The 25,953-nt window shown below is 34.3% G+C and carries 19 protein-coding genes; 15 read left to right on the plus strand and 4 right to left on the minus strand.

Annotated features, from left to right (window positions below; translation table 11 throughout):
* Positions 1-90: 90 nt before the first annotated feature.
* On the minus strand, positions 91-2,514 hold the full coding sequence (locus NU08_RS09145; RefSeq protein ID WP_129746833.1) for a TonB-dependent receptor: 2,424 nt from the start codon (positions 2,512-2,514) through the stop codon (positions 91-93).
* A 237-nt stretch (positions 2,515-2,751) separates the two neighbouring features.
* Here NU08_RS09145 and NU08_RS09150 point away from each other — a divergent pair, with 237 nt between their 5' ends.
* Positions 2,752-4,029, plus strand: coding sequence for an acetyl-CoA C-acetyltransferase (locus tag NU08_RS09150; protein ID WP_129746834.1), 1,278 nt, complete (start codon positions 2,752-2,754; stop codon positions 4,027-4,029).
* A gap of 92 nt (positions 4,030-4,121) precedes the next feature.
* Here NU08_RS09150 and NU08_RS09155 read toward each other — a convergent pair whose 3' ends face one another.
* Positions 4,122-4,733: an FMN-dependent NADH-azoreductase gene (locus NU08_RS09155; RefSeq protein WP_129746835.1), complete on the minus strand. Its 612-nt coding sequence runs from the start codon at positions 4,731-4,733 to the stop codon at positions 4,122-4,124.
* A 109-nt stretch (positions 4,734-4,842) separates the two neighbouring features.
* Here NU08_RS09155 and NU08_RS09160 point away from each other — a divergent pair, with 109 nt between their 5' ends.
* From NU08_RS09160 to NU08_RS09175, 4 genes are all read left to right on the plus strand, one after another.
* Entirely contained in the window at positions 4,843-5,214 is a 372-nt protein-coding gene (locus tag NU08_RS09160) for a winged helix-turn-helix transcriptional regulator (RefSeq protein WP_129746836.1), read from the plus strand.
* Between the two features lie 191 nt (positions 5,215-5,405).
* Positions 5,406-8,321 carry a PQQ-dependent sugar dehydrogenase gene (locus NU08_RS09165; RefSeq protein ID WP_129746837.1) on the plus strand — a complete coding sequence of 972 codons (2,916 nt, stop codon included), beginning with the start codon at positions 5,406-5,408 and terminating at the stop codon, positions 8,319-8,321.
* A 91-nt stretch (positions 8,322-8,412) separates the two neighbouring features.
* Entirely contained in the window at positions 8,413-10,323 is a 1,911-nt protein-coding gene (locus NU08_RS09170; protein ID WP_129746838.1) for a fumarate reductase/succinate dehydrogenase flavoprotein subunit, read from the plus strand.
* Positions 10,324-10,373: 50 nt separating this feature from the next.
* Entirely contained in the window at positions 10,374-11,120 is a 747-nt protein-coding gene (locus NU08_RS09175; RefSeq protein WP_129746839.1) for a succinate dehydrogenase/fumarate reductase iron-sulfur subunit, read from the plus strand.
* Between the two features lie 192 nt (positions 11,121-11,312).
* Here the strand turns inward: NU08_RS09175 and NU08_RS09180 are convergent, their stop codons facing one another.
* Positions 11,313-12,062, minus strand: a complete 750-nt coding sequence (locus tag NU08_RS09180) for a 4-hydroxy-tetrahydrodipicolinate reductase (RefSeq protein ID WP_066035249.1) — start codon at positions 12,060-12,062, stop codon at positions 11,313-11,315.
* A 358-nt stretch (positions 12,063-12,420) separates the two neighbouring features.
* Between NU08_RS09180 and NU08_RS09185 the strand changes: the two genes are divergently transcribed.
* The 8 genes from NU08_RS09185 to NU08_RS09220 all read left to right on the plus strand — a co-directional run bounded on the left by NU08_RS09185 (position 12,421) and on the right by NU08_RS09220 (position 23,238).
* Positions 12,421-12,852 carry a DUF1810 domain-containing protein gene (locus NU08_RS09185; protein WP_129746840.1) on the plus strand — a complete coding sequence of 144 codons (432 nt, stop codon included), beginning with the start codon at positions 12,421-12,423 and terminating at the stop codon, positions 12,850-12,852.
* 202 nt (positions 12,853-13,054) lie between these two features.
* Entirely contained in the window at positions 13,055-13,672 is a 618-nt protein-coding gene (locus tag NU08_RS09190; protein ID WP_129746841.1) for a hypothetical protein, read from the plus strand.
* Positions 13,673-13,897: 225 nt separating this feature from the next.
* Positions 13,898-14,497 (plus strand): RNA polymerase sigma-70 factor, encoded by a 600-nt coding sequence (locus NU08_RS09195; RefSeq protein ID WP_129746842.1) that lies wholly within the window; start codon positions 13,898-13,900, stop codon positions 14,495-14,497.
* A gap of 68 nt (positions 14,498-14,565) precedes the next feature.
* Positions 14,566-15,669: a FecR family protein gene (locus NU08_RS09200; protein WP_129746843.1), complete on the plus strand. Its 1,104-nt coding sequence runs from the start codon at positions 14,566-14,568 to the stop codon at positions 15,667-15,669.
* Positions 15,670-15,679: 10 nt separating this feature from the next.
* Positions 15,680-19,042 carry a SusC/RagA family TonB-linked outer membrane protein gene (locus tag NU08_RS09205; RefSeq protein ID WP_129746844.1) on the plus strand — a complete coding sequence of 1,121 codons (3,363 nt, stop codon included), beginning with the start codon at positions 15,680-15,682 and terminating at the stop codon, positions 19,040-19,042.
* A 4-nt stretch (positions 19,043-19,046) separates the two neighbouring features.
* Complete coding sequence (locus tag NU08_RS09210) at positions 19,047-20,504, plus strand: RagB/SusD family nutrient uptake outer membrane protein (RefSeq protein WP_242502519.1); 1,458 nt, start codon at positions 19,047-19,049, stop codon at positions 20,502-20,504.
* Complete coding sequence (locus NU08_RS09215) at positions 20,473-21,957, plus strand: hypothetical protein (protein WP_129746846.1); 1,485 nt, start codon at positions 20,473-20,475, stop codon at positions 21,955-21,957. Before NU08_RS09210 ends, NU08_RS09215 begins: the two co-directional genes overlap by 32 nt.
* Positions 21,958-22,095: 138 nt before the next feature.
* Positions 22,096-23,238, plus strand: coding sequence for a cytochrome-c peroxidase (locus NU08_RS09220; RefSeq protein ID WP_165352440.1), 1,143 nt, complete (start codon positions 22,096-22,098; stop codon positions 23,236-23,238).
* A gap of 76 nt (positions 23,239-23,314) precedes the next feature.
* On the opposite strand, the gene NU08_RS09225 is transcribed toward NU08_RS09220, so the two are convergent.
* On the minus strand, positions 23,315-24,046 hold the full coding sequence (locus tag NU08_RS09225; RefSeq protein ID WP_129746847.1) for a hypothetical protein: 732 nt from the start codon (positions 24,044-24,046) through the stop codon (positions 23,315-23,317).
* A 274-nt stretch (positions 24,047-24,320) separates the two neighbouring features.
* Here NU08_RS09225 and NU08_RS09230 point away from each other — a divergent pair, with 274 nt between their 5' ends.
* Positions 24,321-24,935, plus strand: a complete 615-nt coding sequence (locus NU08_RS09230; protein ID WP_129746848.1) for a hypothetical protein — start codon at positions 24,321-24,323, stop codon at positions 24,933-24,935.
* A gap of 201 nt (positions 24,936-25,136) precedes the next feature.
* The gene (locus tag NU08_RS09235; protein ID WP_129746849.1) at positions 25,137-25,787 is read left to right on the plus strand and encodes a VOC family protein; all 651 of its coding nucleotides are present in this window, start codon (positions 25,137-25,139) and stop codon (positions 25,785-25,787) included.
* The last annotated feature ends 166 nt before the right edge of the window (positions 25,788-25,953 follow it).

Genomic DNA, 25,953 nt, shown 5'->3' on the forward strand with positions numbered 1-25,953 from the left:
ACCTCCAGTTAAAATTGGAGGCAATCCAAAAGGACAATATTTCAGAATCTTTCTTTGAACCCCTGAACCTTTGTCCCTTTGAACCTTTATTTAGAATTTATAAGCAACACCAACTCTAAAATTTCTTGGAGCTTCAGCCTGCCAGTAGTAAGCATTTAACCAACTGTAGAATGAACCGCTATATAAATATTTATCTAAAATATTGAATACGTTTGCAGTAACTTTGATTTTACCGGTTTCATAAGATAAACCTCCATCCAATTTAAAGTAAGAAGGTAATTTTTGAAGACCTTCACTCCAAGTATCTGTTTGGCGTCCGTCAAGGAAAGTTCCTCCAAGAGAAGCACCAAAACCTTTTAATTTTCCATGCTGAAGCGTGTAATTTAACCATGCATTTGCTGTATGTTTTGCATAACCAGGAACAACAGAACCTTCTTTTATAGTCGAAACGTTTGAGTTAAGTACAATCGATTCAGTAAAAGCATAATTAGCAATAAGATTTAAACCATCAACAATTTTTCCTCTCACATCAAATTCGACACCCTGCGCTCTTTTCTCACCTAATACAACACTAACTGGGTTGCTCGGATTACTTGTAGGATCCGCAGTCAATTCGTTTTTCTTTAAAATATTGTATACCGATAAAGAAGTACTCCATGAGCCATCAAACCAATCTTTTTTAAGACCAAATTCAATATTATTTCCAGTCAAAGGCTTAATTTCCTGTCCTGGTGCAACATTACCTATTTGTGGTAAAAAAGCCTGATCATACAAGCCATATATTGCAAAACTATCTGTTATAGAATAACTTGCTCCAAAACGTGGAGTAATATGACTGTCTGACTTTGTTGGCTCATAACTGCTAGTCTGGCTAATCCAAGTATATCGGGCAGCAAGAGTCAATCTCAATTTATTCTCAAAAAAACCAAGTTCATCCTGAACATATGCAGCCGCATACTTTGAACCGTAAAGTCCGCCTGCTCTTTGGCTTAAAGGGGTATCGTGATCAAATTGCGGAAAACCATTTGAAGGCGTATCATAATTTGGATTATAAACATTAAACGGATTATCATAAGTATCCAAATCATGAGATTGTCCCCAATCTGCCATATAATCTTTGCTTCCTAAATCTACTCCACCTAATAGTTTATGAGAGACATTTCCAGTATTGAATTTTCCATTCACAAAAATCTGTCCTAAATACATATTGCTATCTGCATCCCAAATACCAACATTTCTAATGATATCTCCTTTATCAAGAAAAACATCCGAAATCTTGTCACCATCCGTATCAATTTCAGCTGGTCCAACTAAACTTGGCCACGAACTATATCCTTGCTGAATATACTTAAAATAAGACGTTTGAGCTGTAAGTTTCCAATTTTCATCAAATTTATGTTCAAACTGCAGATAACCACTATGATCTTGAATATTAGTATCTGGCAATCCAGGCTGTGTCATGGTAAAATTACGAGGCAAAGTTGCATAACCTCCTGCTTGTGGTCCAAAAACATAGTAAGAACCTACTTCGGTCATATTTGCATATTGAAAGTTGTATTCAAATGTCAATTTTGTTTTATCATCAATCTGATAAGAAATTACAGGCGCAATTACGTAACGGTCGTTATGCTCAAACGGACGGAATGATCCTTTCTTTTGTGCAGCTCCGTTAAATCTGTATAATAATTTTCCTTTTTTATCTAATTTTCCGTCAAGATCGAGGCTTACTCTATAAAAATCGTAGCTTCCGCCAAGTACACTTACTTCGCCTTTTGTTACTCCCGTAGGCTTTTTAGTCACCACGTTGTATAATCCGCTTGGGTCACCGCTTGAAAGCATGAAACCAGCAGGACCTTTTACAAACTCGATATGATCTACAAAACTCATATCTTCAGTTAATGGTCCCCAAAACGAAGAAACCACGTTAAATCCGTTCCTAAAAGCTTGAATTTGAGAACCTCTCATTGTAATATTCGTATACAAATCTCCCCAATGCTCCAAACGTACAGCACCACTCACGTTACGAATCACACCGTCACTCATGCTCGTAATCTGCTGGTCTTTTAAAGTCTGTCCGCTTACAATTTGTATGTTTTGAGGAATTTCTAAAACTGGAGTCTGAAGACGCAAAGACAATGAAGGTTTGTCTTGTTTGTATTTATTCTTTTTAATTACCACTTCGTCAAGATCTTCCTGACTTTCGGAAAGAGTAAAATTCTTAGTCGTAGTTTGTTTAGAATTTACTACAATTTTATCCTCAACAGACTGAATTCCTACTCCATTTAATACGATAGTGTATGTTCCTGGTTTTACATTTTTAATTTCATAATGTCCTGAAACAGTTGTAATGTCTGAATATTTAGTTCCTTTTAAAGCTACAGCAATGTTTTCTGCAGGTTTATTGCCACTTAAAGAAACTTTCCCGTTTACAGTTCCAAGCTGTTGTGCCATCATATTTAATGAGCTCAAAAACAGCACAAAAAGGTAAACTCTGGCATTAATAATTATTTTCATTTGGTTTTGATTTTATATTGAGCGACAAAAGTATGTGCAAATCTCAACTTATCCAAATTATTTTAATTCATTCTAAATAAATACAACAAATTATACTAAATAAGTCGGAATAAATTTAAAAACAGAGTTACTAGGTTATTTCCTGATAATATTAATCTACATTAAGTTTCAAAACGAAATCTATTTCTATCTTTATACTTCTAAATTTCAAAAACCACAAACAAATAACTTCCTGATATGAAACCAAATACCATAAGAAAAGTGGCCATTGTAGGCTATAACAGAATTCCTTTTGCGAGAGCCAATACAGCGTATTCTAATGTCGGAAACAAAGAAATGATGACAGCATCTCTCAATGGTCTTATTGATAAATACAATCTGAAAGGAAAATTATTAGGTGAAGTTGCCGGAGGCGCCGTAATCAAACATACTTACGACAATAATTTGATTCGCGAATGCGTGATGCAGACCAGCCTTGACCCCGCTACACCCGCATGTGATTTGCAGCAAGCTTGTGATACGGGAATTGAAAGCGCTATTTACATTGCCAATAAAATTGCTCTCGGTCAAATTGATTCTGGAATTGCTGGCGGTGTAGATTCTATCAGTGATATGCCGATTGCTGTGAGTGAAAAACTGAGAAAAATTCTTTTAGAAGCAAGGCAAGCCAAATCGTTAGGTGGAAAAATTAAAACTTTTTTAAAACTTCGTCCAAAAGATTTATCTCCATTAGTTCCTAGAAATGAAGAATCGCAAACTGGACTTTCTATGGGTGGACATACTGAAATTACTGCGAAATATTATAAAATATCACGCGAAGAACAAGATGAGTTTGCTTTAAAAAGTCACCTAAATATGGCAAAAGCATATGATGAAGGATTTTTTGACGATATGATTACTCCTTTTAATGGTTTAGAAAAAGATAACAACCTTAGAAGAGACAGCACAATTGAAAAATTAGCCAAATTAAAACCAGCTTTCGATAAAGTAAACGGAACTCTTACAGCAGGAAATTCAACTCCTTTAACAGACGGAGCTTCTTGTGTTCTTCTGGCTAGCGAAGAATGGGCAAAAGAACAAGGACTTCCTATTTTAGCATATATTACTTTTGGTGAAATTGCCGCAATAGAATATGTTAAAAATCAGCAGAATCTTTTGTTAGCGCCTTTGTTTGCTGCCTCGAGAATGTTGGAAAAAGCAGAATTAAACCTGCAAGATTTTGACTATTATGAGATTCATGAAGCTTTTGCCGCTCAAACTTTAGCAACTCTAAAAATTTGGGAGAGCCCAGAATTAAGTGCCGAAATAGGTTTGAAGAAAACTTTGGGAGCTATTGACCGAAATAAACTAAATGTAAAAGGAAGCAGTTTGGCCGCCGCCCATCCATTTGCTGCAACTGGGGGAAGAATTATTGGTGTAATGGCGAAATTATTGAATGAAAAAGGTTCGGGAAAAGGGTTAATTTCTATCTGTGCCGCTGGCGGACAAGGAGTAACGATGATAATTGAGAAATAACACTTAACATTATTTAGTTTTCACCATAAAAATCTGCTAAATCTGCTGGAGTATTTTTTCCACGCAGATTTTGCAGATTTTTTTTGATTTTCTTAAAAAGCAAATTCTTCAACAGAAGACAATGCCTTTGGCAACGCATTTGCGGCAAAGTCTGAAATTGCGGTTCCTTCTACTCTAAAAGTGGTAACATCTGTCATTCCCAAAAAGCCAAATACAGTTCGTAAATACGATTCTGTGAAATCATAGCTTTTCATTGGTCCTTCAGAAAAAATAGATCCTGATGCTATTGACAAATAGACTTTTTTATTGGTTACTAAACCTATTATTCCTTCGGCACCATAACTAAACGTTTTTCCAGCTCTTGCAATTTGGTCTATCCATCCTTTTAAAACCGCAGGAATTCCAAAGTTATATAAAGGAACACCAATTACAATAATATCAGATTCTAGCAAGTTTTTTATTGCTTCATCAGAATATTTAATTGCAGCAATCTGCTCTGGCGTATGTGTTTCTGCAGGAGCGTAAATGGCGCTTATATGAGCATCTGTCAAATACGGCAATGGTGTTTTAGTTAAATCCAACGTTTGTACTTGACTATTAGGATTTAGTAATGCCAACTTCTCGATAATCGCATCTGACAATTTAGTGCTAAATGAATTTTCTCCATTTGTACTTGTAATAATTTTTAGAATTTTTTGGCTCATTATTTTTAATATTATTTGTTTACAAAGCAAACTTATTTACATTTGCTATACATTTTATAGTACTATCCTCGAGGATAGCGCTATAATTGAGGATAGTAAAGCAAAACATATGAAAACAAAGGCCGAAATAACAAAAGAAATGGGGTGCGAACAGGAAGGATGCCTTGCCGCATTATTACCGGTAAGAGATGCTTTGGAAGTTTTAAGCGGCAGATGGAAATTACCTATTTTGATTGCGTTATCAAACAGACCAAAACGCTTCAAGGAAATCTCTAGAGACATAAACGGAATTACTGACAAAATGCTTTCTAAAGAACTTAAAGATCTAGAGATAAACAAATTAGTTATTAGAACTGTCTATGATACGTTTCCGCCAACTGTTGAATATGCAAGAACAGAACACAGTCATACCTTATATAAAGTAATTAGTGCGTTAAATGAATGGGGAACTTTACATCGTAAGGAAATTATAGGAAAGTAATGTTTTTCAAGTTGTTTTTACAGCATCTAAAACACTACAAAAACTTTACAGCATAATCGTAACTATCAATTATTCTTGATTATTGCGCTACGATCAGCACCTCTCAGAAAAACATAACATCTGAATTTTAAGTAATTATACAGAAAAGGGTTAAATTTGAGTACCCAAACCTATAAAATTTCTGAATAATTATGAGAAAAAATCTACTATTTAAAATTCAAAAGCGATTTAGGCAATTATTATCTATTGCTGTTTTATTTATTTACTCCTTATCTTACTCACAATACATTACCCAGAACCTTGCTCCTACAGCAGTAATAAAAGAAGGGCTTGCTCTAGAACAATCTTCTGACGGAAGAATTTTTATAGCAGAAAGAGCGGGTATTGTAAAAGTATTCCAAAATAATGCAGTTTCTACTGTTTTTACTGTAACAACTGTTACAGACAAAGAACAAGGTTTGCTTGGACTAACCTTGCATCCAAACTTTGCTGCAAATGGCTACATTTATGTTTTTTACTCTATAAATGAAGCAAATGTAATTCGACATAGAATTGAAAGAATTAAGATTGACGCTAACAACCAAGTAATCAATAGGCAGGAAATCTTGCTTTTGGAACCCATTGGTGAGGGTTTTCATAATGGTGGTGACCTGAAATTTTTTAACGGCTATCTTTATGTAACAGTCGGTGATAGTCAGCTGAATACAAATTCACAGGACTTGGATACTTACAAAGGAAAAATTCTCCGCTTGACTGAAGACGGACAGCCAGCGCCAGGAAATCCTTATTATGGAAGCGGTTCTATACAAAGACAAAGCATTTGGGTGTACGGTTTTAGAAACCCTTGGAGATTAGTAGCCAATGAAACTGCCAACAAACTATTTGTCTTAGACGTTGGAACTTCGTGGGAAGAAGTAAACGAAATCAGTAATCCTGCCATCCGTAATTATGCTTGGGGCCATCCGCAGGGAGGCGATGGAAAACAAACCGAAACCAACTTATTTACCAATCCAATCTTTACATATGCCACTGGAAGTATCGGAAATGCTTTGACTAATGGCGTACTTTATAATCCTGCAATATCTCGTTATCCAAATCTTCAAGGAAAATTTATCATTAAAGATTTTGTTCGAACAGAAATCAGATCGTTTGATCCAAATGTTACCGATCCCGTTTCTACGGTCTTTTTTACAGCTCCGCAACAGCAGGCTCTTGGAATGATGTTAGGCAATGACGGTTATATTTATTATTGCGCTTATGGAAATAATGGTTCGCTGATTAAGCTGGATTATATAGAAACTGCAGCACCAACAATCGTAAACCATCCGCTTTCTCAATCTATAATGGAAACCAATCCCGTGACTTTTACAGTTTCTGCAAGCGGAACTGGTTTAACCTATCAATGGCAATATAATAATGCCAATATAAGTGGGGCAACTGGTGCAAGTTTTACCATTCCAAACGTAACAACAGCAAATGCCGGAAATTATAGAGTCATAGTCACCAATACCGCGGGAAATGTAACCAGTAATCAAGCAGTATTAACGGTAACGCCATTTAGCAATGCACCTACGGTTTCTATTGTTTCTCCATTACCAACATTAAAATGGAATGCTGACGATATTATTTATTTCGAAGCCACAGCTAATGATGTTGAAGACGGAGCACTACCTGCAAGTGCTTTTTCGTGGAGCATGGATCTTTTTCACGAAGACGTTCCAGGAGCAGGACATTCGCATCCAGGAGCAAGTCCACAGGGTATAAAATCAGGCAATTTTACGGCTTCTAACCAAGGCGAAAAAACACCAAATGTTTGGTATCGCTTTACGGTAAAAGTAACCGATAGCAACGGATTGACGGCAACAAGTTTTGTAGACATTAAACCGAATTTGGTTGACGTTACGGCAGCAAGTTCGCCAGTGCCCCTAAATTTAGAATTCAACCAAAAACCAGTTACTGCGCCTTCTACAAAACAAGTTGTAGCCAATGCTGCTTTACAGACTCTAAACGCGCCAACACCACAGTATGTAGGCAATATCCGCTATGATTTTGATCATTGGAGTCAAGGCGGAACGGCCAATCAAACCTTTAAGGCTCCAGCCTCAGGAGCAATTACCTATACCGCATTTTATACCCCAACTACACTTCAAAATGCACCTTATCAGGGAATAATTGCGCAAATACCTGGAATTATAGAAGCCGAAAATTATGATATTGGCCCAGAAGCTATTTTCGATATCAATGCTGGCGGAGATACGGCTTACAGACCAGGCGACCGTGTTGGAACTGAAGCTTGTAACGAAGGCGGATTCAATTTGGCTTATGTCGTAAAAGATGAATGGCTGAAATATACCGCCAAAGTAAATACAACAGGAAATTACGCGATAAATTTAAGAATTGCTACTCCTTACAACACCAGAAAACTACATTTAAAAGTAGATGGCACAAACCTAACTGGAACTGTCAATATACCTAATACAGGAGGTTTTCAGAACTGGCAGACTGTCGCAATTCCTAATATAGCTTTGACACAAGGAACTCATGTGATCACTTTATATTTTGAAGAAAATGATATCAATGTCAATAAAATGGAATTTGTCCTTTCAGGAAGCACCACTGCTCCTATTGCCGATTTTGAATACAGTCCGCAAATGGGATGTTTGAATACTGCTGTCACCTTTACTTCGGTTTCTGTAGGCACTGTTGATTCTTATTCATGGAATTTTGGCGCTGGAGCGCAACCGCAAACTGCAACTGGAATTGGTCCGCATTCTGTTATTTTTTCTACAGAAGGAGATCGAGAAATTTCTTTAACTGTTACTAATTCAAATGGAAGCAACACAAAAAAAGTTACTTATGACGTCCATAATTGTAATCTTGGAGTAGAAAATCCAGATGCAGAATCCAATAAAATTATCATTTATCCAAATCCTTCAAAAGGAATATTTCATTTATCAAAAGAGCTAGAATGGACTATTTATTCAGTTACAGGAAGTAAAATTAAACAGGGAACAGGAAATGTTATTTCAATCTCAGAATATCCTGCAGGCATTTATTTCATAAAATCAGACACAACCAGTAAAGCCATGATAATCAGCAAACAATAATTTCATTTTATAAGATTTTTATAGTATATTAGAGTCCCTAAAGTATAGTTGCTTTTAAAGTTTTGCATCAGTTCATTTTAAAATAATAAAAATGATGGAATCAAAAATACCCGAAGGACCACTTTCAGAAAAATGGAGTACTTATAAATCGAAAGCCAAACTGGTAAATCCGGCAAATAGAAAAAAGCTTAATATTATAGTCGTTGGTACAGGTCTTGCAGGAGCTTCATGCGCTGCATCCTTGGCAGAACAAGGCTATAATATTAAGTCTTTTTGTTTTCAAGACTCTCCTAGACGTGCACATTCTGTTGCTGCACAAGGTGGTGTAAATGCTGCCAAAAACTACAAAAATGATGGCGATAGTACTTTCAGAATGTTTTATGACACCATTAAAGGCGGCGATTTTAGATCTCGTGAGGCCAATGTATATCGTTTAGCCGAATGTTCTGCCGCTTTAATTGATCATGCTGTAGCACAAGGCGTTCCTTTTGCCCGCGAATATGCTGGCTATTTAAATAACAGATCTTTTGGAGGTGTTCAGGTTTCTCGAACTTTTTATGCCAGAGGCCAAACCGGACAGCAGCTTTTATTGGGTGCTTATCAAGCTTTAGAACGTCAAAATGCTTTAGGAAAAGTAGCATTATATACCCGTCATGAAATGCTGGAATTGGTTGTTATTGATGGCAAAGCCAAAGGCATAATTACAAGAAATCTTGAAACAGGAAAATTAGAGCGTCATGCTGCAGACGCCGTTGTACTGGCTTCTGGCGGTTACGGAAAAGTATATTATTTATCGACTCTGGCGATGGGCTGCAACAGCTCTGCCGTATGGAGAGCACACAAAAAAGGCGCATTTATGGCTGGTGTAAGCTGGATTCAATTTCATCCTACTTCATTGCCACAGCATGGTGAAAATCAATCGAAACTGACCTTAATGTCGGAATCGCTTCGAAATGACGGACGTATTTGGGTTCCCAAAAAAGCCGCAGACGACCGAAATGCAAATGCCATTCCAGAAGAAGAACGTGATTATTATTTAGAACGCCGTTATCCTTCTTTCGGAAATCTTGCTCCTAGAGATATTTCGTCAAGAGCCGCAAAAGAAAGAATTGATGCCGGTCATGGCGTTGGACCTATGAAAAATGCAATCTATCTCGATTTCTCAGATGCCATAAAAGCGCAGGGAAAAGATAAAATAGAAGCCAAATACAGTAATCTTTTTGCTATGTACGAAAAGATTACAGGAATAAACGCTTACAAAGAACCAATGCTGATTTCGCCTTCAGCGCATTTTACAATGGGCGGACTTTGGGTCGATTATGAGCTTATGACTACGATTCCAGGCTTGTTTGCTTTAGGTGAAGCCAATTTTGCCGATCATGGAGCAAATCGTCTTGGGGCAAATTCACTGCTTCAGGCTTGTGTCGATGGTTATTTTATTGCTCCCTACACTATTCCGAACTATTTGGCAGGCGAATTGAATTTGCCTAAACCTGATATTTCGCATCCCGCATTTGAAGAAGCTGAAAAAACTGTGAGAAGACAGCTGGATCGCTTTTTACATACCAACGGAACACTTTCTGCAGATTATTTCCATAAAAAAATAGGACGTCTTCTTTACGAAAATTGCGGTCTTTCACGAAGCAGAGAAAAACTGGAAGAAGCAATAGTCGAAATTCGAGAACTCAAAGCTTCATTTGAAAAAGATCTCAGAATTACTGGCGATAACACTTTAAACAGCGAACTTGAAAAAGCTGGACGGATTGCAGATTATATAGAATTGGCCGAATTAATGTGTTACGATGCCTTACAGCGTGAAGAATCTTGCGGTGCACACTTTAGAGAAGAATATCAAACTGTTGACGGCGAGGCCGTCCGAAACGATGATGAATTCTGTTATGTATCTGCCTGGGAATGGAAAGGTTTAAATAACGAACCTGAACTCCATAAAGAACCTCTAAAATTTGAAGCGGTAGAACTTGCAGTGAGAAGCTATAAATAAAATGGTGAATTGTAAATTGTAAATTATTAATTCATAACTCATAATTATCTATGAAACTTTATCTAAAAATATGGCGACAGTTTAATTCTTCTTCAAAAGGAGAAATGACCGATTATGAAATTGATGGAGTGTCAGAACATATGTCGTTTCTAGAAATGCTGGATCTTTTGAACGAATCTCTTATTCAAAATGGCGAACGCGTAATAGAATTTGACCATGACTGTCGTGAAGGAATCTGCGGACAATGTGGGGTCATGATTAACGGACGTGCTCACGGACCTCTTAAAAACACTACAACCTGCCAGCTTCACATGAGGAGTTTTAAAGATGGTGACACCATTTATATTGAGCCTTTTCGCGCAAAAGCTTTTCCCGTTTTACGCGATTTAAAAATTGACCGCAAAGCATTTGATTCTATTATCGCTTCGGGAGGTTTTATTGGTGCTTCAACAGGTCAGGCGCCAGAAGCAAACAGTATTCCGATCTCGTATGAAACCGCCGAAGCCGCTTTTGATGCCGCTGCCTGCATAGGATGCGGAGCTTGTGTAGCTTCTTGCAAAAATGCCAGCGCTGCCCTATTTGTGGGCGCCAAAATAACGCATCTAGCACTTTTACCGCAAGGAAAATTAGAAGCGCCCAAACGTGCTGTTTCTATGGTAAAACAAATGGATGAAGAAGGTTTTGGAGCTTGTTCGGATACAAGAGCGTGCGAAATCGAATGTCCACAGGCAATTTCGGTGCTTTCAATTGCCAAAATGAATTTAGAATACATGAAGGCTTTGACTTTTAGGAAGTAAGTTTTTTTTTGCCGCTAAGGCTCTAAGGCGCAAAGCTTTTCGTTTAAAACTTTGCGCCTTAGCGTCTTTGCGAGATTAAATATACTCTAAATACATTGCGTTTATCCTTCGACTCCGCTCAGGAAGACAAACCGCACCAACATTTTTCAATAAAAAAACTTTGTGTCTTAGCGCCTTTGTGGCAAAAAAAACTTAAACCGTAAAATAAGGCGTCAGGATATCTTCAAAATTATATAACCCTTTTTCTTTCTCTTTAAGATTTTCAGCCACAAAAATAACTCCGTTTCCAAAAGCTTCTCTTGAAATTGATTCGTGAATTAAACGCACGGTTTGAAAAGGAAAACCAAAAATAACTTCATGTTTACCTACAATTCCTCCTGCCCTAACCGAATTGATGTTTTCTTTATCTACATCAAGCGCTTCTGCTATTTTTACTGCTGTTCCAGATGTTCCTTGTTTCGTTTTAAAATGTTCTTCGTTCACTTCAATATCCACCCAAGGTGCAATTTTCTTTAAAAACTTGGCTGCAAACAATAAATAGTTGACTCCCAAAGTAATATTTGGCGACCAAAATACAGTAGTCTTTTTCGAAAGCTTTTTTAGAAAGGCAAGCTCTTTATCTTTATAATGAGAAATTGCAGAAATAATTTTTACTTGCTTTTTTGCAGCTACTTCTCCATACGTATATATTCCTTGATGCGACGAAAAATCTATAATGACATCAACGGGATGTTTTTCTAATAATTCTTCAATAGATGTTTTTGAACTAGAATAAATTAAGCCGGGTTCTTCTGACTGCACTCCAAAAAATTCTGGAACCGATCTGTGTTCTAAAACCGTACTTTGACGTAAAACCCATTCTAAACAGAATTTTTTATTTTCTAATAATATTGAAGCTACTGATTTTCCAGTTTTTCCGAATCCGATTAATCCTATTTTCATAAGCATTTATTTTTTTTATGGGCGAAGCTTGCCCGGTTGAAAATATTGATATTGTAAGGTGGTCAATATCAATTCTTTTTTTTTTGTGAAGGTTTTAGAACCGTCTGTTCATAAAAATAGGAAAATCATAACAGAACTGCCAATTAAAATTGGTTTTTATAACAATAAAAACTTTTATTAGTACGCTTTTATTTACAAACACAAAATTGTTTTATAAAATTTTACAGATAATACCTTTTCTAAATTATTCCGTTTAAAATGTTAAAAAGTGCTTTCAAAAAATGAATTAGGCCTTGTACAACTAAACAAATTTTGACTAGATTTATGACCTGATATCCCAAATAAACATCAGTAAGTAATGGCCTACAACAATAACGGACTGCTTCGTTTTTTAGATGCTCAGAACAAATTGTATTTGACAGCTCTAGACGAAATAAAGAAAGGTAAAAAAGAATCTCCTTGGATGTGGTTTATATTTCCGCAGATAAAAGGAATGGGTTCTAATGATACATCCAAATTTTACGAAATCAAAAATGCCGATGAGGCAATTGCTTTTTTTGAACACCCGATTTTAGGAAAACACCTTATAGAAATCACTTCTGAACTTATCAAAAAGGAAGAAAATGTTTCTGATATCTTTGAAAGCATAGATATAGAAAATCTTCAATCGTGCATGACTTTGTTTGCCAGCGTTCAAAATACAGAAACTATTTTTCAGGAAGTGCTTCATAAATACTTTAACGGTTCTTCTGATTTTCATACGCTGCAGCTATTATATAGTAATCTCTAAATTTTAGAAATATAGTATTGACAGATAAGACAAATAAGCCCGTAAAGACCTTTATAACAATGTTTTAGTATCTTTCTTTTGAAATAAAATTCATTTTAAAAAACTTAACAAACTTTAATGTAAAATAAACTGTCATTTTACTATTTTTGGCCAAATTTTTAGAAAAATCTCAATAAAACAATACTTGTACAAATTAAAATTAATGAAAAAACTACTTTTTATAAGCATTTTATTAGTCCTTGCAATTTATGTATTCAGAGAAACAGTCTATAAACCTTATCTATGGAAAGAAGCTATGGAAACTCCAGAGCATAAACTAAAACTAGGAAGTTTTGTTTTCAGTAAACAAAGAGATGAAAATGGAAATAGTGGAACAGCAAAAAAATATTTTGTTTTTAAAGTCACCGAAATAAATGGCGATTATGTACGTTTTTCGATAGTTCGTAAATTATCTGAAAAAGGAACTATCAAATCTTCTGATTTTTCAATGCCAAGAGAAACTTATAGAAGTTTTAAACGTAATATCAAAAAAGTTATAGTAACAGGTATTCTGCGTGAAGATTTAAATAAAGAAGGAGGACATACTGTAAACGATTATCTTTTAAAAAAATATCCTTCGTTAAAAAAATCACTTTACTACTACGAGGAGATTCCTAAAACAGAAGAAAACATTAATGAACCGAAAGAATATTTTAATCTCATTTATTCAAAAGAGAAAATCATCGAGAAGAGAAAACTCATTCCGTACATTGTCTCAGACAATAATGTCCCTGAACTAGCAAGGCATTTATCACAAAGAGTATGTGTAATTCTAAATTAAACTAAGAACTCCCAATCATTATAATTGGGAGTTTTTTTGTGAAAGTTTTCATCAAAGAGAATCCCTTTCTAAACCTATTCTGAATAATTTTTTGAGAAACGAGTAATAATTTTATTTTATTTAGAATTAATATAAATAAACTTTTATATTTGCCGCTTTCTGAGCAAAATTGAGTTGTTTCTAAAATTTAATTAATATTGCTTTTTTGAATGTAAATATCGTTTAATGAATAAGAATGTCCGTTTCGAATTAGATCTTTTCCATTCCTTTAAGGAAGGTGACGAAACTGCATTCAATTTTTTTTACGATAAATATTTTAGAAGAATCCAATCTTTCAGCGTTCAGTTTATCTATGATCAGGACGAAGCTGAAAACCTGGCTCAGGAAGCCTTACTACACTTATGGCAAAATAGAGAAAATGTAGAATCCATTAACGGAATTCAAGCTTTCTTATTTACTTATGCCAAATCAAAATGCTTGAATTTAATCCGCCATAACAAAGTGAAGGACAAATTCAAAAACGACCTCTTAAACCATAAAGAAAGAGAACTGAACATTGAAGTTCTAAACTCAATTCAGTTCGATCCTTTAGAATTAACTGAACTAGAACGAATTATTCAGGAATCTATCAGTGATCTGCCTCCAAAAACTAGAGAAGTTTTTATTAAAAAACGCTTTGAGAATAAAAAAAATGCAGAAATCGCCGAAGAATTAGGAGTTTCATTAAAAGCTGTCGAAGCCCACATGACAAAGGCTTTGAAACTTTTAAAATCCAGATTATCTGATTATTTGTTCTTAATTTTTGTACTTATTTATAATAATTAAGAATAAAAAGATAGGGTATTTTAATTCTGAGGTGTACTTATAATGAAGAGAAGTTTTAAAAAGCAGATATGACATCGGAAATAATAAGCAAATACCTTTCTAACGAAGCTTCAGAACAAGAAGTTCAGGCACTTTTTGACTGGATTGAAGCATCGGAAGAAAACAGAAACCAATTTATAAAGGCTAAGAAGATTTGGGCATTGACCACTCTTTCTTCAGATTTGTATTTTGATGCTGCACCAATACTCCAGATAAAACCAAAAAATAGGACTAAACAGTATTTACAATATGCTGCGGTATTTTTAGTGTTTTTGGGTTTAGGAACCACTATTTTCTTATTGAACAAAACAACTGAAACTCCAAAAGAAATTGTTCTGGAATTGGGCGACGGCCGTCTGGAATATTTTTCAGGAAAAACTCAGAGTGCATTGTTAAATGAAAAAGGTGTGTTGGTTGCCAAAAAATTTCCGACCGAAATTGTTTACTTTGGCAAAGTTCAGGATCATAAAGTGATTTATAATACACTTTCTGTTCCATACGGAAAATGTTTCAAACTTAGACTCTCAGATGGCACTGTTGTGAGTTTAAATTCTGGAACAACTTTGCGCTATCCGGAGCAGTTTGGCTTAAACGGAAACAGAAATGTTTACTTAACCGGTGAAGCATTTTTTGAAGTAGCCAAAGATAAAATGCATCCGTTTATTGTTCATGCAAATCAGGCAGATATTGAAGTTCTCGGGACTACTTTTAATGTGAGCGCGTACCCCGAAAACCCTACAATTAATAGTACATTGATTGAAGGAAGTGTACGAATGTCTGAAGCTGCTAATCCTTCAAACGCTATTTTGCTGGAGCCAAATCAAATGGCAACATGGCAGAATAATTCAAAAAAAATTGTCTTAAAAGAAGTTGATCCCGCCTTTTATACTGCCTGGACAAAAGGTGAACTCGCTTTTAAAGACACTCCATTTTCTACAATTGCTAAAATTATCCAGCGTACTTATGATGTTGAAATCATCAACGAAAATTCTGATTTGGCCAAACAGAATTTTACGGGTACAATTAAAATTAGCGAATCTAGTGTCGAAAACATTTTAGATCTTCTAAAACGTGACACGCCTTTTAATTATTCTATTAAACAAAAAACCATTACAATTACCAATCCGCGATAAATAAATAACCATGACATTTACGATACAGCCCGCTTTAAGAAAAATTCTGTTTTTCTTAGCCATTCTCATATCTGGATTTAAAGGATTTTCTCAGAATAAACTCATAACAGTACATGTAAAAAACAAGCCTATAAGCTTAATAATCAAATCTATTGAAGAGCAAAGTGATTTTAGAATCATTTATAATGCTAAAAAAATAGATACCGATCAATTAGCTGATTTAGATGTTAATAATGTGACTTTAGAAACGGCTTTAAAGAAGTTGCTGAAAGGCACGAATATCTCCTACTACATTCAGAAAAAACAAGTTTTATTGACAGATGCGACTCGAGTTGATAAATCTAATTCTGGTAACCAGGAAACTGAACGGATGATTAAAGGAACAGTTTACAGCGCAAAAGACAAACAGCCTCTTCCTGGTGCCACTATTCGCATAAATGGAACTGGAATGGGTGCCATAACCGATTCAAATGGAAAATTTGCTTATGAACTAAAAGGTGAAAACATTAAGGATCAGATTCTTGAAGTTGCTTATTTAGGAATGGAACCACAATCGCAAACAGCGGGTTACAAAAAAGAATTTGTTTTTTATCTTCAAGAAGTTACAGATGAATTGAACCCTGTTATCATTACTTCTTCTTATGGAACTACAAAATTAAAAGAAGAAATTGTCGGAAGTATTTCGACTTTGACCTCAAAAGATATTCCGGTACAACAAGCTTCTGAAAGTTTTGACAAAATGATTACTGGGCAAATTGCGGGTGTAATGGTTGAGAATACTTCTGGCGTTGGTGGACCAGTTAAAATTAACATCCGCGGACAAGGAACTTTACCTTCTTTATCTGGAGCACGTATTGGTACATCCAGCCAGCCCCTTATCATTATTGATGGAGTGATTATGGGTGAAGAATATGGTATTGACAGTGCTTATTTTAGCGGAAATGGAGATTTTACTGAAAATTTCGGAAATCCTTTAATGAAAATTGCGCCAGAAATTATTGAAACAATATCGGTTCTTAAAGATGCCGCTGCAGTTGGAATTTATGGTGCTGACGGAGCAAATGGAGTAATTTTAATTACCACTAAAAAAGGAAAAAAAGGAAAAACTCAGTTTGGTTTCTCTAATCAGCTGGGTATTTCATCTGCCATTAATCAGATTAAATATCTTAATGGCGAGCAGTACACAGAGCTACGAAATGAATTTTTGAAAAATACTTCTCCAGGAACTGCGCCGCTTACTTACAATGGTGTAAGTACAGATTGGTTTGGACTTTTGAACAAGTCAGGGATTTTTAATAAATACAATTTTAATGTTTCTGGTTCTACATCAAAAATTTCATACCGAACCAATATCAGCTATACCAAAATTGACGAACCGCAAATGGGCAACAGCACCAAACAATTGAATGCGGGAATTAATCTTGGATATAGCTCTGGAAAATTAGATATTAGTTTAATGCTGAACCCTAGTTATATCCAGAAAGATGCTCCTAATATTTTTTATTCTTTTGCTTACCTCCCTACTCTGTCTCCATACAACGCTGATAGTTCTTATTCTTATCTAGGAGTCAGCGGTATGACGAGAGGAAATCCTTTAGCGGCAATCGAGCAGAATAAAAATGAAGCCAATACCTATGGTATTTTAGGAAGTCTTGGTATTTCGTATAAGCTGAATAATTTCTTGAAATTCACTACTCTTTTCGGAATGGATTATGTTGATAAAGACCAGGATCGTTATTTTTCTGCTGAGAACGAAAGCGGTCAATTTACAGGAACTTTTGTCTTAGATAATATTACTTATCCAAGATGGGGACGACGTCTTTTGAACCAAAGAAATGCAACGAAATGGAACTGGCAGGGCCAAGCCTTATTCGATAAACAACTTAATGAAAATCACACCATTGACGGTGTTGTAGGTTTTGAACTTTCTGAAGATAAAACTGATTTTCATTATCAATCTGGGATAGGTTTCGTAAATCCAAATGTTATAAATCCTGTCTCTAATGCAATGCGAGATGATAATCCGTTAACTCCTAATGTGGATGAATCTACAAGCAACCAGACTTATGGAAATGAAATTAGCTATAATTCAAGAGTTTCTTTGTTTTCACAAGTCAATTATAATTATAAAAAACGTTACTACTTGTTAGCTAATTTCCGCCGTGACCAAAGTTCTGTTTTTGGAGATGATAATGATGTAGCCAATAATGGAGGCGCTGGAGCAAGCTGGATTATAAGTAATGAAAGCTTTTTTAACAATAATTCTTGGGTGAATTTCTTAAAATTAAAAACAAGCTACGGTACAACAGGAAACTCTAGAATTGGTTCATATCGTTCAAAAGGATTATATAATTACGTTCAAAACAACTATAATGGCGGTACAGGCGCAACTCCAGGTTACGCACCAAACGGAAATTTAGGCTGGGAAAAGAACACAAAATTCAATGCTGGAATTGACTTCAATATCTTTAACAGAATTGAATTTACACTTGAATACTATCGTGACAACAAAAGCGATATGATTACTACAAGAGATATTCCTACTGAAACTGGTTACAATTCTATGCAATTAAATGCTGCAAGCATGTATAATCAAGGATTAGAATTTCAAACTCGAATTAAATGGATAAAAAATAATAATTTCAAATGGACTACCGCTTTTAATATTTCTACTGTCGACAGTAAAGTGACTGACTTAAAAGGTTTAGGAAGCGATTTTTCTACAGCCGAACTAGCTTTAGCCCAAAAAATTGGTTACAGTTCAACTACAGTTTGGGGAATAAACTGGGTAGGCGTTGATCCAGCAACAGGAAGAGATTTAGTTACAAAAAATGGACAAGTTTATGATCTTGCAACTTACAAATCTTTATTTACTATTGCTGATTGGGAACCAATTGGAGATACTCAAGCAAAAGCTTATGGCGGATTCTACAATAGCTTTACATTTTACAAAAATCTTGCATTAACTTTTAGAGGAGATTTTCAATTAGGGGGTGATTTCTTTGCTTCGGATGCTGTAATTGATAAATATTCGAATACTTCAAACAGAAATCTTTCTATAAATGCCTATAATCACTGGAGAAATCCAGGAGATGTTGTGCCTTATGCTGCTGTAACAATTGTACCAGTCACTGCAAATTTGAGTAAATATGTTTACGATGCTACTTATGTAAGACTAAGCAATATTAACTTGAGTTATAATGTGCCAATCAAAAATATATTTCTAGACTCACTTGCCGTTTTTGCTGATGCTACAAATGTATTGTACTGGTACAAGGAAAAAAGTCCAAAAGGAATGAATGGAATTCGAGAATTTAGTTTTATCTATCCACAGGCAAGAACAATTTCGCTTGGTGTAAATGCAAAATTTTAAAACGATGAAATATTTAAAATACATAACAATAATAATTCTGATTTTTTCATTACAAAGCTGTAGTGATTTTCTGGAACAAGAGCCTGGAACCCAAACATCCATAGATGAACTTTTACAAAATAAAGAAGGGGTTTTAATCGCTCTAAAAGGACTTTACCGCGATGTAGAAGCTAATGTGAGAGGTGAACGTTTTGCTGTTTATTCTGATTTACAAGGCGGGAATATAAAATTTACACCTACCTCATCTGGAAATAGTGCTGGGCAGATTACCTCAGGAGTAAACATTAGAGAAGTGTACTCTTTTGAAGATACTGCAGAGACAAGTAATTTTGTTAGTTTTTACAGTGGCAATTACAGTATCATTAATCAGGCTAATTTACTTTTAGAATATACGCCTAAATTAACTGATGCAACTGATTCCGAAAAAAAACAGATAATAGCCGAAGCTTTAACCATAAGAGCGTATGCCCACTTTTTGTTATCGCAAGTTTATTGCCAAAACTATTCTTATACTTCAAATGCTTCACATTTGGGTATTGTGTACAATAAAGAATCCATAAAAGAGGGACTTAAATATCCAAAGAGGGAAACGCTTGCGGTTACTTATTCACTTATTATTGAAGATCTTAAATTGGCTATAAAAAATTATACCGACAATCCTTCAATGGCTGGACCGACCTATTCTTATTTTAACAGGAACAACACAAAAGCACTATTAGCTAGAATTTATTTGTACAAAAGAGACTGGACAAATGCCTATGAAACAGCAAATGATGTAATTACAAGTTCGGGATTCCAATTAATGAGTTCTGAAAATTATATTGCACAATGGGCGCAACCAGATCTTCCTGTTTCCGAGGCTTTACTAGAGTTTTCAATTCCAAAAGATGCCGAAAACGCAGCAACCTCTTCAATGGCTAGTTATTTTGGCTACAATTCAAATACATATGCAAAGTATGTTGCTTCAAATGATCTTGTAAACCTTTATGAGAATAATGACATCAGAAAGCAATTATTTCTAACGGTTAATCTTCAAACTTTAGTAAATGGGCTGTTAACTCCTCGCCCATACAATTTTACAAGGAAATTTCAAGATAATGCTGGTTATGTAGCCTTTAGACTTAGCGAGATGTATTTAATTCGTGCCGAAGCAGCGCTAGAAAACAACCAGTATGCAATTGCAATGCAAGACATCAATACAATTCGTGCGCGTGCTAATGCCACTTTACTTACAAACACTTCAAACCTAAAAGAAGAAATACTTTTAGAAAGAAGAAAAGAACTTTGCTTTGAAGGACATTTGTTTTTTGATCTAATGCGTAATCACAAAGATATTTCAAGAAATGACGGGTGTATTTCTACAAACTGCAGTATGAAATATCCATCTCTAAAATTTGTGCTTCCAATCCCACAATCCAATATTAATCTTAATGAAAACTTACAGCAAAATGAATCCTATTAAGATATTTAGCATATTATCAGCAGCATTACTTTTGGCTTCCTGCTCAAAAGATGATTACAAACTAGGCTCTGAGATTGACCCGTACTTAAGATTTAACTTCTTGGTAAACAGCAATAATATTCCGTTAGAATATCCTACGGTAAATTCTGTTTTAGTACCTCAGTCCACATATACAAATAGTTCTGTAAAAACCCTAAAAGTTCCGGTTGCTTTAACTACTCGTGCCTTAAAAAGTGCGGTAACCACAAATTTCAGTGCGGTTTCTTCAACTGGAGACAACGAAAGTTTTACTGTAAATCCAGTAAATCAATTAGTATTTGAAGGCAGTAAATTAACAGATACCATTTATGTTTCTTTTGATAAAAGATGGGCTGCAAACCAAAGCATCAATCTAAAACTCGAAACGGTTTCTAATCCTGATATTCATATCGGAAATTTAAACACAGCATATCCAAACAATACTTTCAAAATTGATTTGGGAACAATTGCAACTAACTACACTTTTCCTGTAACGCAATATAATGTCAAAGGTGAAGTGGGCGAAACAGTCGATTTTATAGTGAATTTTCCAAATGGCTTTTTCCCTGAAGAAATTAAAAATGCTAATTTTTTCAAATTTCAAAACGGTTTTGAATATTCTTTAACGCACGATGATTTTGGCGATAACAGAAGTTCTGTAACATATCATTTAACTCTTTTAGAAGATCTGCAAAATGATGATGCCCGTTACGAATCAAAAATTACTTTAATAAATATTCCTAATTACACTGCTACAGGAAACACCAACCTAACAATTGTAAAACCAATAAAATCTCTAAGAGATATTCAGGCAAATCCAGCATCAAAATTTACCGATCCTACAAATGCGTTTTATTTGACTTATGGAGAACATTGGTTTAGCAACGGGACCACTTGTAGTTGGCAAACTTTCAACGCTCTGACTTTTCCGGTTGTAGTTACAAAAGATGATCCAAATGCAATCTTATACAGCGACAAAGGAACAACAAATCCTAATGATGAAGTCTATCACGATGCTTTCAAAATCGGGTTTAACGTTGCGAGCGGAACCAATACGGTCAATTCTTTTGGTTTAAAAAGATGGTTTTCTAACGAAAGTAACTCTGCTGCCATTTCTCCTGGATTTAATATCACTTCGGCTTTGGAGTTTTTCCCTGCAAACGGAAACAGCAAAACCGAAGGAACTGTTTTAGTAATTCCACAAGACATTACAATCGGATCGAGTGCAACAAATACCCATATAATTGCTATTTCTGGTGAAGGAACTTATAAAGAGATCAATAACGGTTTATATGAAATTTCATTTGAATTAAAATTGACCAATGACAAACTCTTCGGAGGAACAGTGTCAACACAATACAGAATTTACAATAATAGAACGTATCCAAAACCAGCGGCTTTGAGTATACCGTGCCCGAAAGAAGTTACTTTATAATTATGAGTTATGAATTGTGAGTTATGAATTGTAAATATTTTACATAGTGAACTTTGTCAAAGTTTTCGGAAGTTAAGACAACCTGAGACTGAGACTGAGACTGAGACTGAAAACTTGAAACTTGAAACAAAATTAAAATTGAAAAAGCTAATCTTCCCTCTCCTATTCCTGCTATGCTTAACGGCTTACAAAAGCGTGGAAAATCCTGATTACATTGATATTCAGGAATTACGAAAACTATATTCTAGCGGAGATTCATCAAAATGGCCTGCTGCAGAATTACACGAAAGCATTGATAAATCCAAATTTCAGGATATTGGCGTTTTGCCAGCCGTCCCTTATCCTGCTTATAATCCGTATTCTAAGGAAAAAGAAAATTTGGGAAAAATTTTGTTTTTTGACCCGAGATTATCCCGAAGCGGACAAATAGCATGTGCTTCTTGCCATAATCCAGAACTGGGCTGGACAGACAATCTAACGCGTTCTTTTGGCCACGATCGCCAAACAGGAAAACGTAATTCGATGACGATTTTAAATTCGGCGTATGCCACTTCTCTATTCTGGGACGGACGTGCTTCAAGTTTAGAAGATCAGGCGCAATTTCCTGTTGCAGATCCGTTGGAAATGAATGAAAAACTAACGATTGCCGTTGATAAAATTGCTAAAGTAAAAGGTTATAACTCTTTATTTGCAGCTGCTTACGGAGACAAAAAGGTGACTTTACAAAGAATTCAATACGCGATTGCGACTTTCGAAAGATCTATCAATAGCCCGAAAAGTAAATTTGATCAGTTTGTAAGCGGAAAATCAGATGTTTACACAGATCAGCAGGTAAAAGGAATGCATTTGTTTAGAACAAAAGCACAATGCATTAATTGCCATAATACGCCTTATTTTAGCGACAATCAGTTTCATAACGACGGACAGACTTTATTCGGAACAAAAAATGAAGATTTCGGACGTTATAATGTAACTAAAGATGTAAAAGATATTGGAAAATTCAGAACGCCTACGCTTCGTGAAGTTGTAAACACAAAACCTTGGATGCACCACGGACACTTTCCGAGTTTATTGGATGTTGTCGAATTATACAATTTAGGAAATCCGTCTCCTGTTCAAAAAAAATATCTAGGAACGGCGAGAGATTCTTTAATTCCAAAATCAGATCCAATGTTGAGAAAATTAGATTTAGGCAAAGAAGAAATCAGTGATTTGTTAGCATTTATTGAAACTTTAAGCACACCAACAAGAAGAATTATAATTCCAGAAATGCCGAAGTAATTTAGTTAAAACTGATTTGTATTTTGCAGATCTCAAAAGTCCTTTTCGTTTTGAAAAGGGCTTTTTAATCTTAAATCTAATCAATTACTTTCATTTTAACCTTAGCATTTTCATTATTTAAAATTGTAGGAGTAAAAATCCAAATTTGATTTTCATCAGATAATTCCATTTTCTTTTCAGGATTAATATTATATAATCCTTCAATTTGTTTTTTATTAAAAACATTTATAGGATATAGCTTTTTAATTGTTCCTTTTGGTATTTGCAAAAGCTTATCTTCCCATATTCTTTCTTGTTCTGGAACTTTTAAAACACTTGAGAAAATATAACTTTTAATTCTTCCTTCTCCATTTTCAAATAAAGTTTTATCATCTGAATATCCATATGCATAATCAATTTTTAAATATTTAGAAATCAGTATAATAATTTCAATGGCTCTTTCTAGACTTTTAGATTCTTCATAAGGCCAGCTAAAATACATATCCATTCTATTTACAACATTTTCATTCGAGAAGATAGAAAAACCTGATTTATATCTGTGGTCACTTGAATGAACTATAAAGCCAAAGAGATTTTTATATCCTTTTTTATCTATTTTATTTTTTAAAGCTTTTTCACCAATAAAACCATCTCCTTTTGAAATTCCATATCCAGAACCTGAAATATGATACTTCAATTTTGAATCCTTGCATAAAGTATTTGCAATGCTTATCAATAATTCTGTCGCATTCTTCTTTTCTTCTTCTGAGTATTCTTTTTTTCCTATATTTAAAAACACTCTCAAATAATTCTTTTCAAATTTTTTCATTTATTAAACAGTTCATTATTATCAGCAAAATTATACTAATCAAAAAATCCAAAGCATACGTAAAAAGTTATAAATGTATTAAGTTAAGCCAATCAATACTATTTCATTATTCTTTTATTGAAGCATAAAATAATACATCAATCAAATCAGATCCAATGTTGAGAAAATTAGATTTAAGCAAAGAAGAAATCAGCAATTTGAAACTTTAAGCACACCAACAAGAAGAATTATAATTCCAGAAATGCCGAAGTAATTAATTTTAAAACAAGCTTTCATGAAATCATTAAACATTATTATAATTCTTTTTTTAGTTTTCAATTCGATGTTTGCACAAGAAATTACTAAAGAGATGATACTTAAAAGAGAGGCTAAAATCGATTCGTTAACAAAAATTGATTTTTTAAGTTATAAGTATACATATCTTGATGGAAATTTTAAGATTATAATGCCTAAAGAAGTTTTCGATAAAACGGTTATTAATTTCAAATTCTATCCAGAAAGAATTAAAAAATACATTGATTCTCTTGGAGTCGCTTTAATGGCTGAATTTAAAGATTCAGATGCTGCAAGAATTGCCGAACTTAGAATCAATTATCAATGGAAAAGAGTTGGTTACTATGCTTGGATGAGCGAAAATGAAGTTTTAGCATTAGCAAAAAAACTAAATGTAAAAATGCCTTATAGACTTCAGGAATTATTCTTGAATAATGATCCAAAAGTAAAAACGGAAATTCAAACTTTAAGAGATAAACTTTTTTTACAATTAGGAAAAGAAGAAATTAAAACAATGTCTACAAAAGAGCTTCTTAATTATCGTTTTAAATATAATCCTGAATTAATTGAAATCAGAAAAAAAGGACATCAACACAAACCGCAAGAAAACAAATGATTTGTATTTTGCCCCAAGTATTTTGCAGATTTCAAAAGTCCTTTTCGTTTTGTAAAGGGCTTTTTTTATTATAAAACAACTCTTCAATACTTTTTTACTATACTTTTATTGAAGCTTAGAATGCTATATCCTTCCGAAAAAAGACTTCATTTTTTAAATTTGTTTAAAACAAAAAGAAATATTCTTTCTATAAAACATATCATGAAGTTAGAACACATTCAAATCGAGACCAACAATATTCTAAAAATAACTGCTTTTTATCAAGATGTTTTAGAACTTTCAATTATAGAAAAAGACGAAAATTCAGTTAGTATACAAGCAGGAAATTCCGTTTTAAAATTCGTTGAAAATTCGAGTTTCAAATCTATTTATCATTTTGCTTTTAATATTCCAGAAAATAAACTAGACGAAGCAATTAAATGGTGTAAAAACAAAGTAGATTTTATTCTTATCGAAGATCAAAATGTTATTACCAATTTTGAAAATTGGAGTGCCCAAGCTGTTTATTTTTATGATACAAACGGAAATTTATTAGAATTTATCGCCAGACACGATCTCAATAATTCGCAAACAGAAGCATTCAATTCTAAATCTATTTTAAATATTAGTGAAATCGGAATTGTAAATGAAAATCCGTTGGAATTAGGCAATCAATTAATAGCAAAACACGGTTTAAATTTCTTTTCTAAAAACACAAACAGCGAAGCTTTTGCTGCCATTGGCGACGATGAAGGTTTATTGATTATGGTAAAACCGAATCGAAATTGGTATCCGACGCAAACTCCTTCTGAAAAAAACAAAACCGAAGTTCGATTAGAAAACAATGGAATTAAAATTGATTTATATTTTTAAATACCCTAAAATTCTACTTAATATATCATCAATAATTAAAATTCTTCTCGTTTATGAAAAGAGCTTTTTTTATCTATATTTCACTTTCAACTTCCCTTAAAACCTCACTTAAAGTTTGCAAATCCAACTTATCAATTTTTGCAATGTCGTTCAAACCATCTTTAAT

The organism is Flavobacterium anhuiense, assembly GCF_004151235.1.
GTDB lineage: Bacteria > Bacteroidota > Bacteroidia > Flavobacteriales > Flavobacteriaceae > Flavobacterium > Flavobacterium anhuiense_A.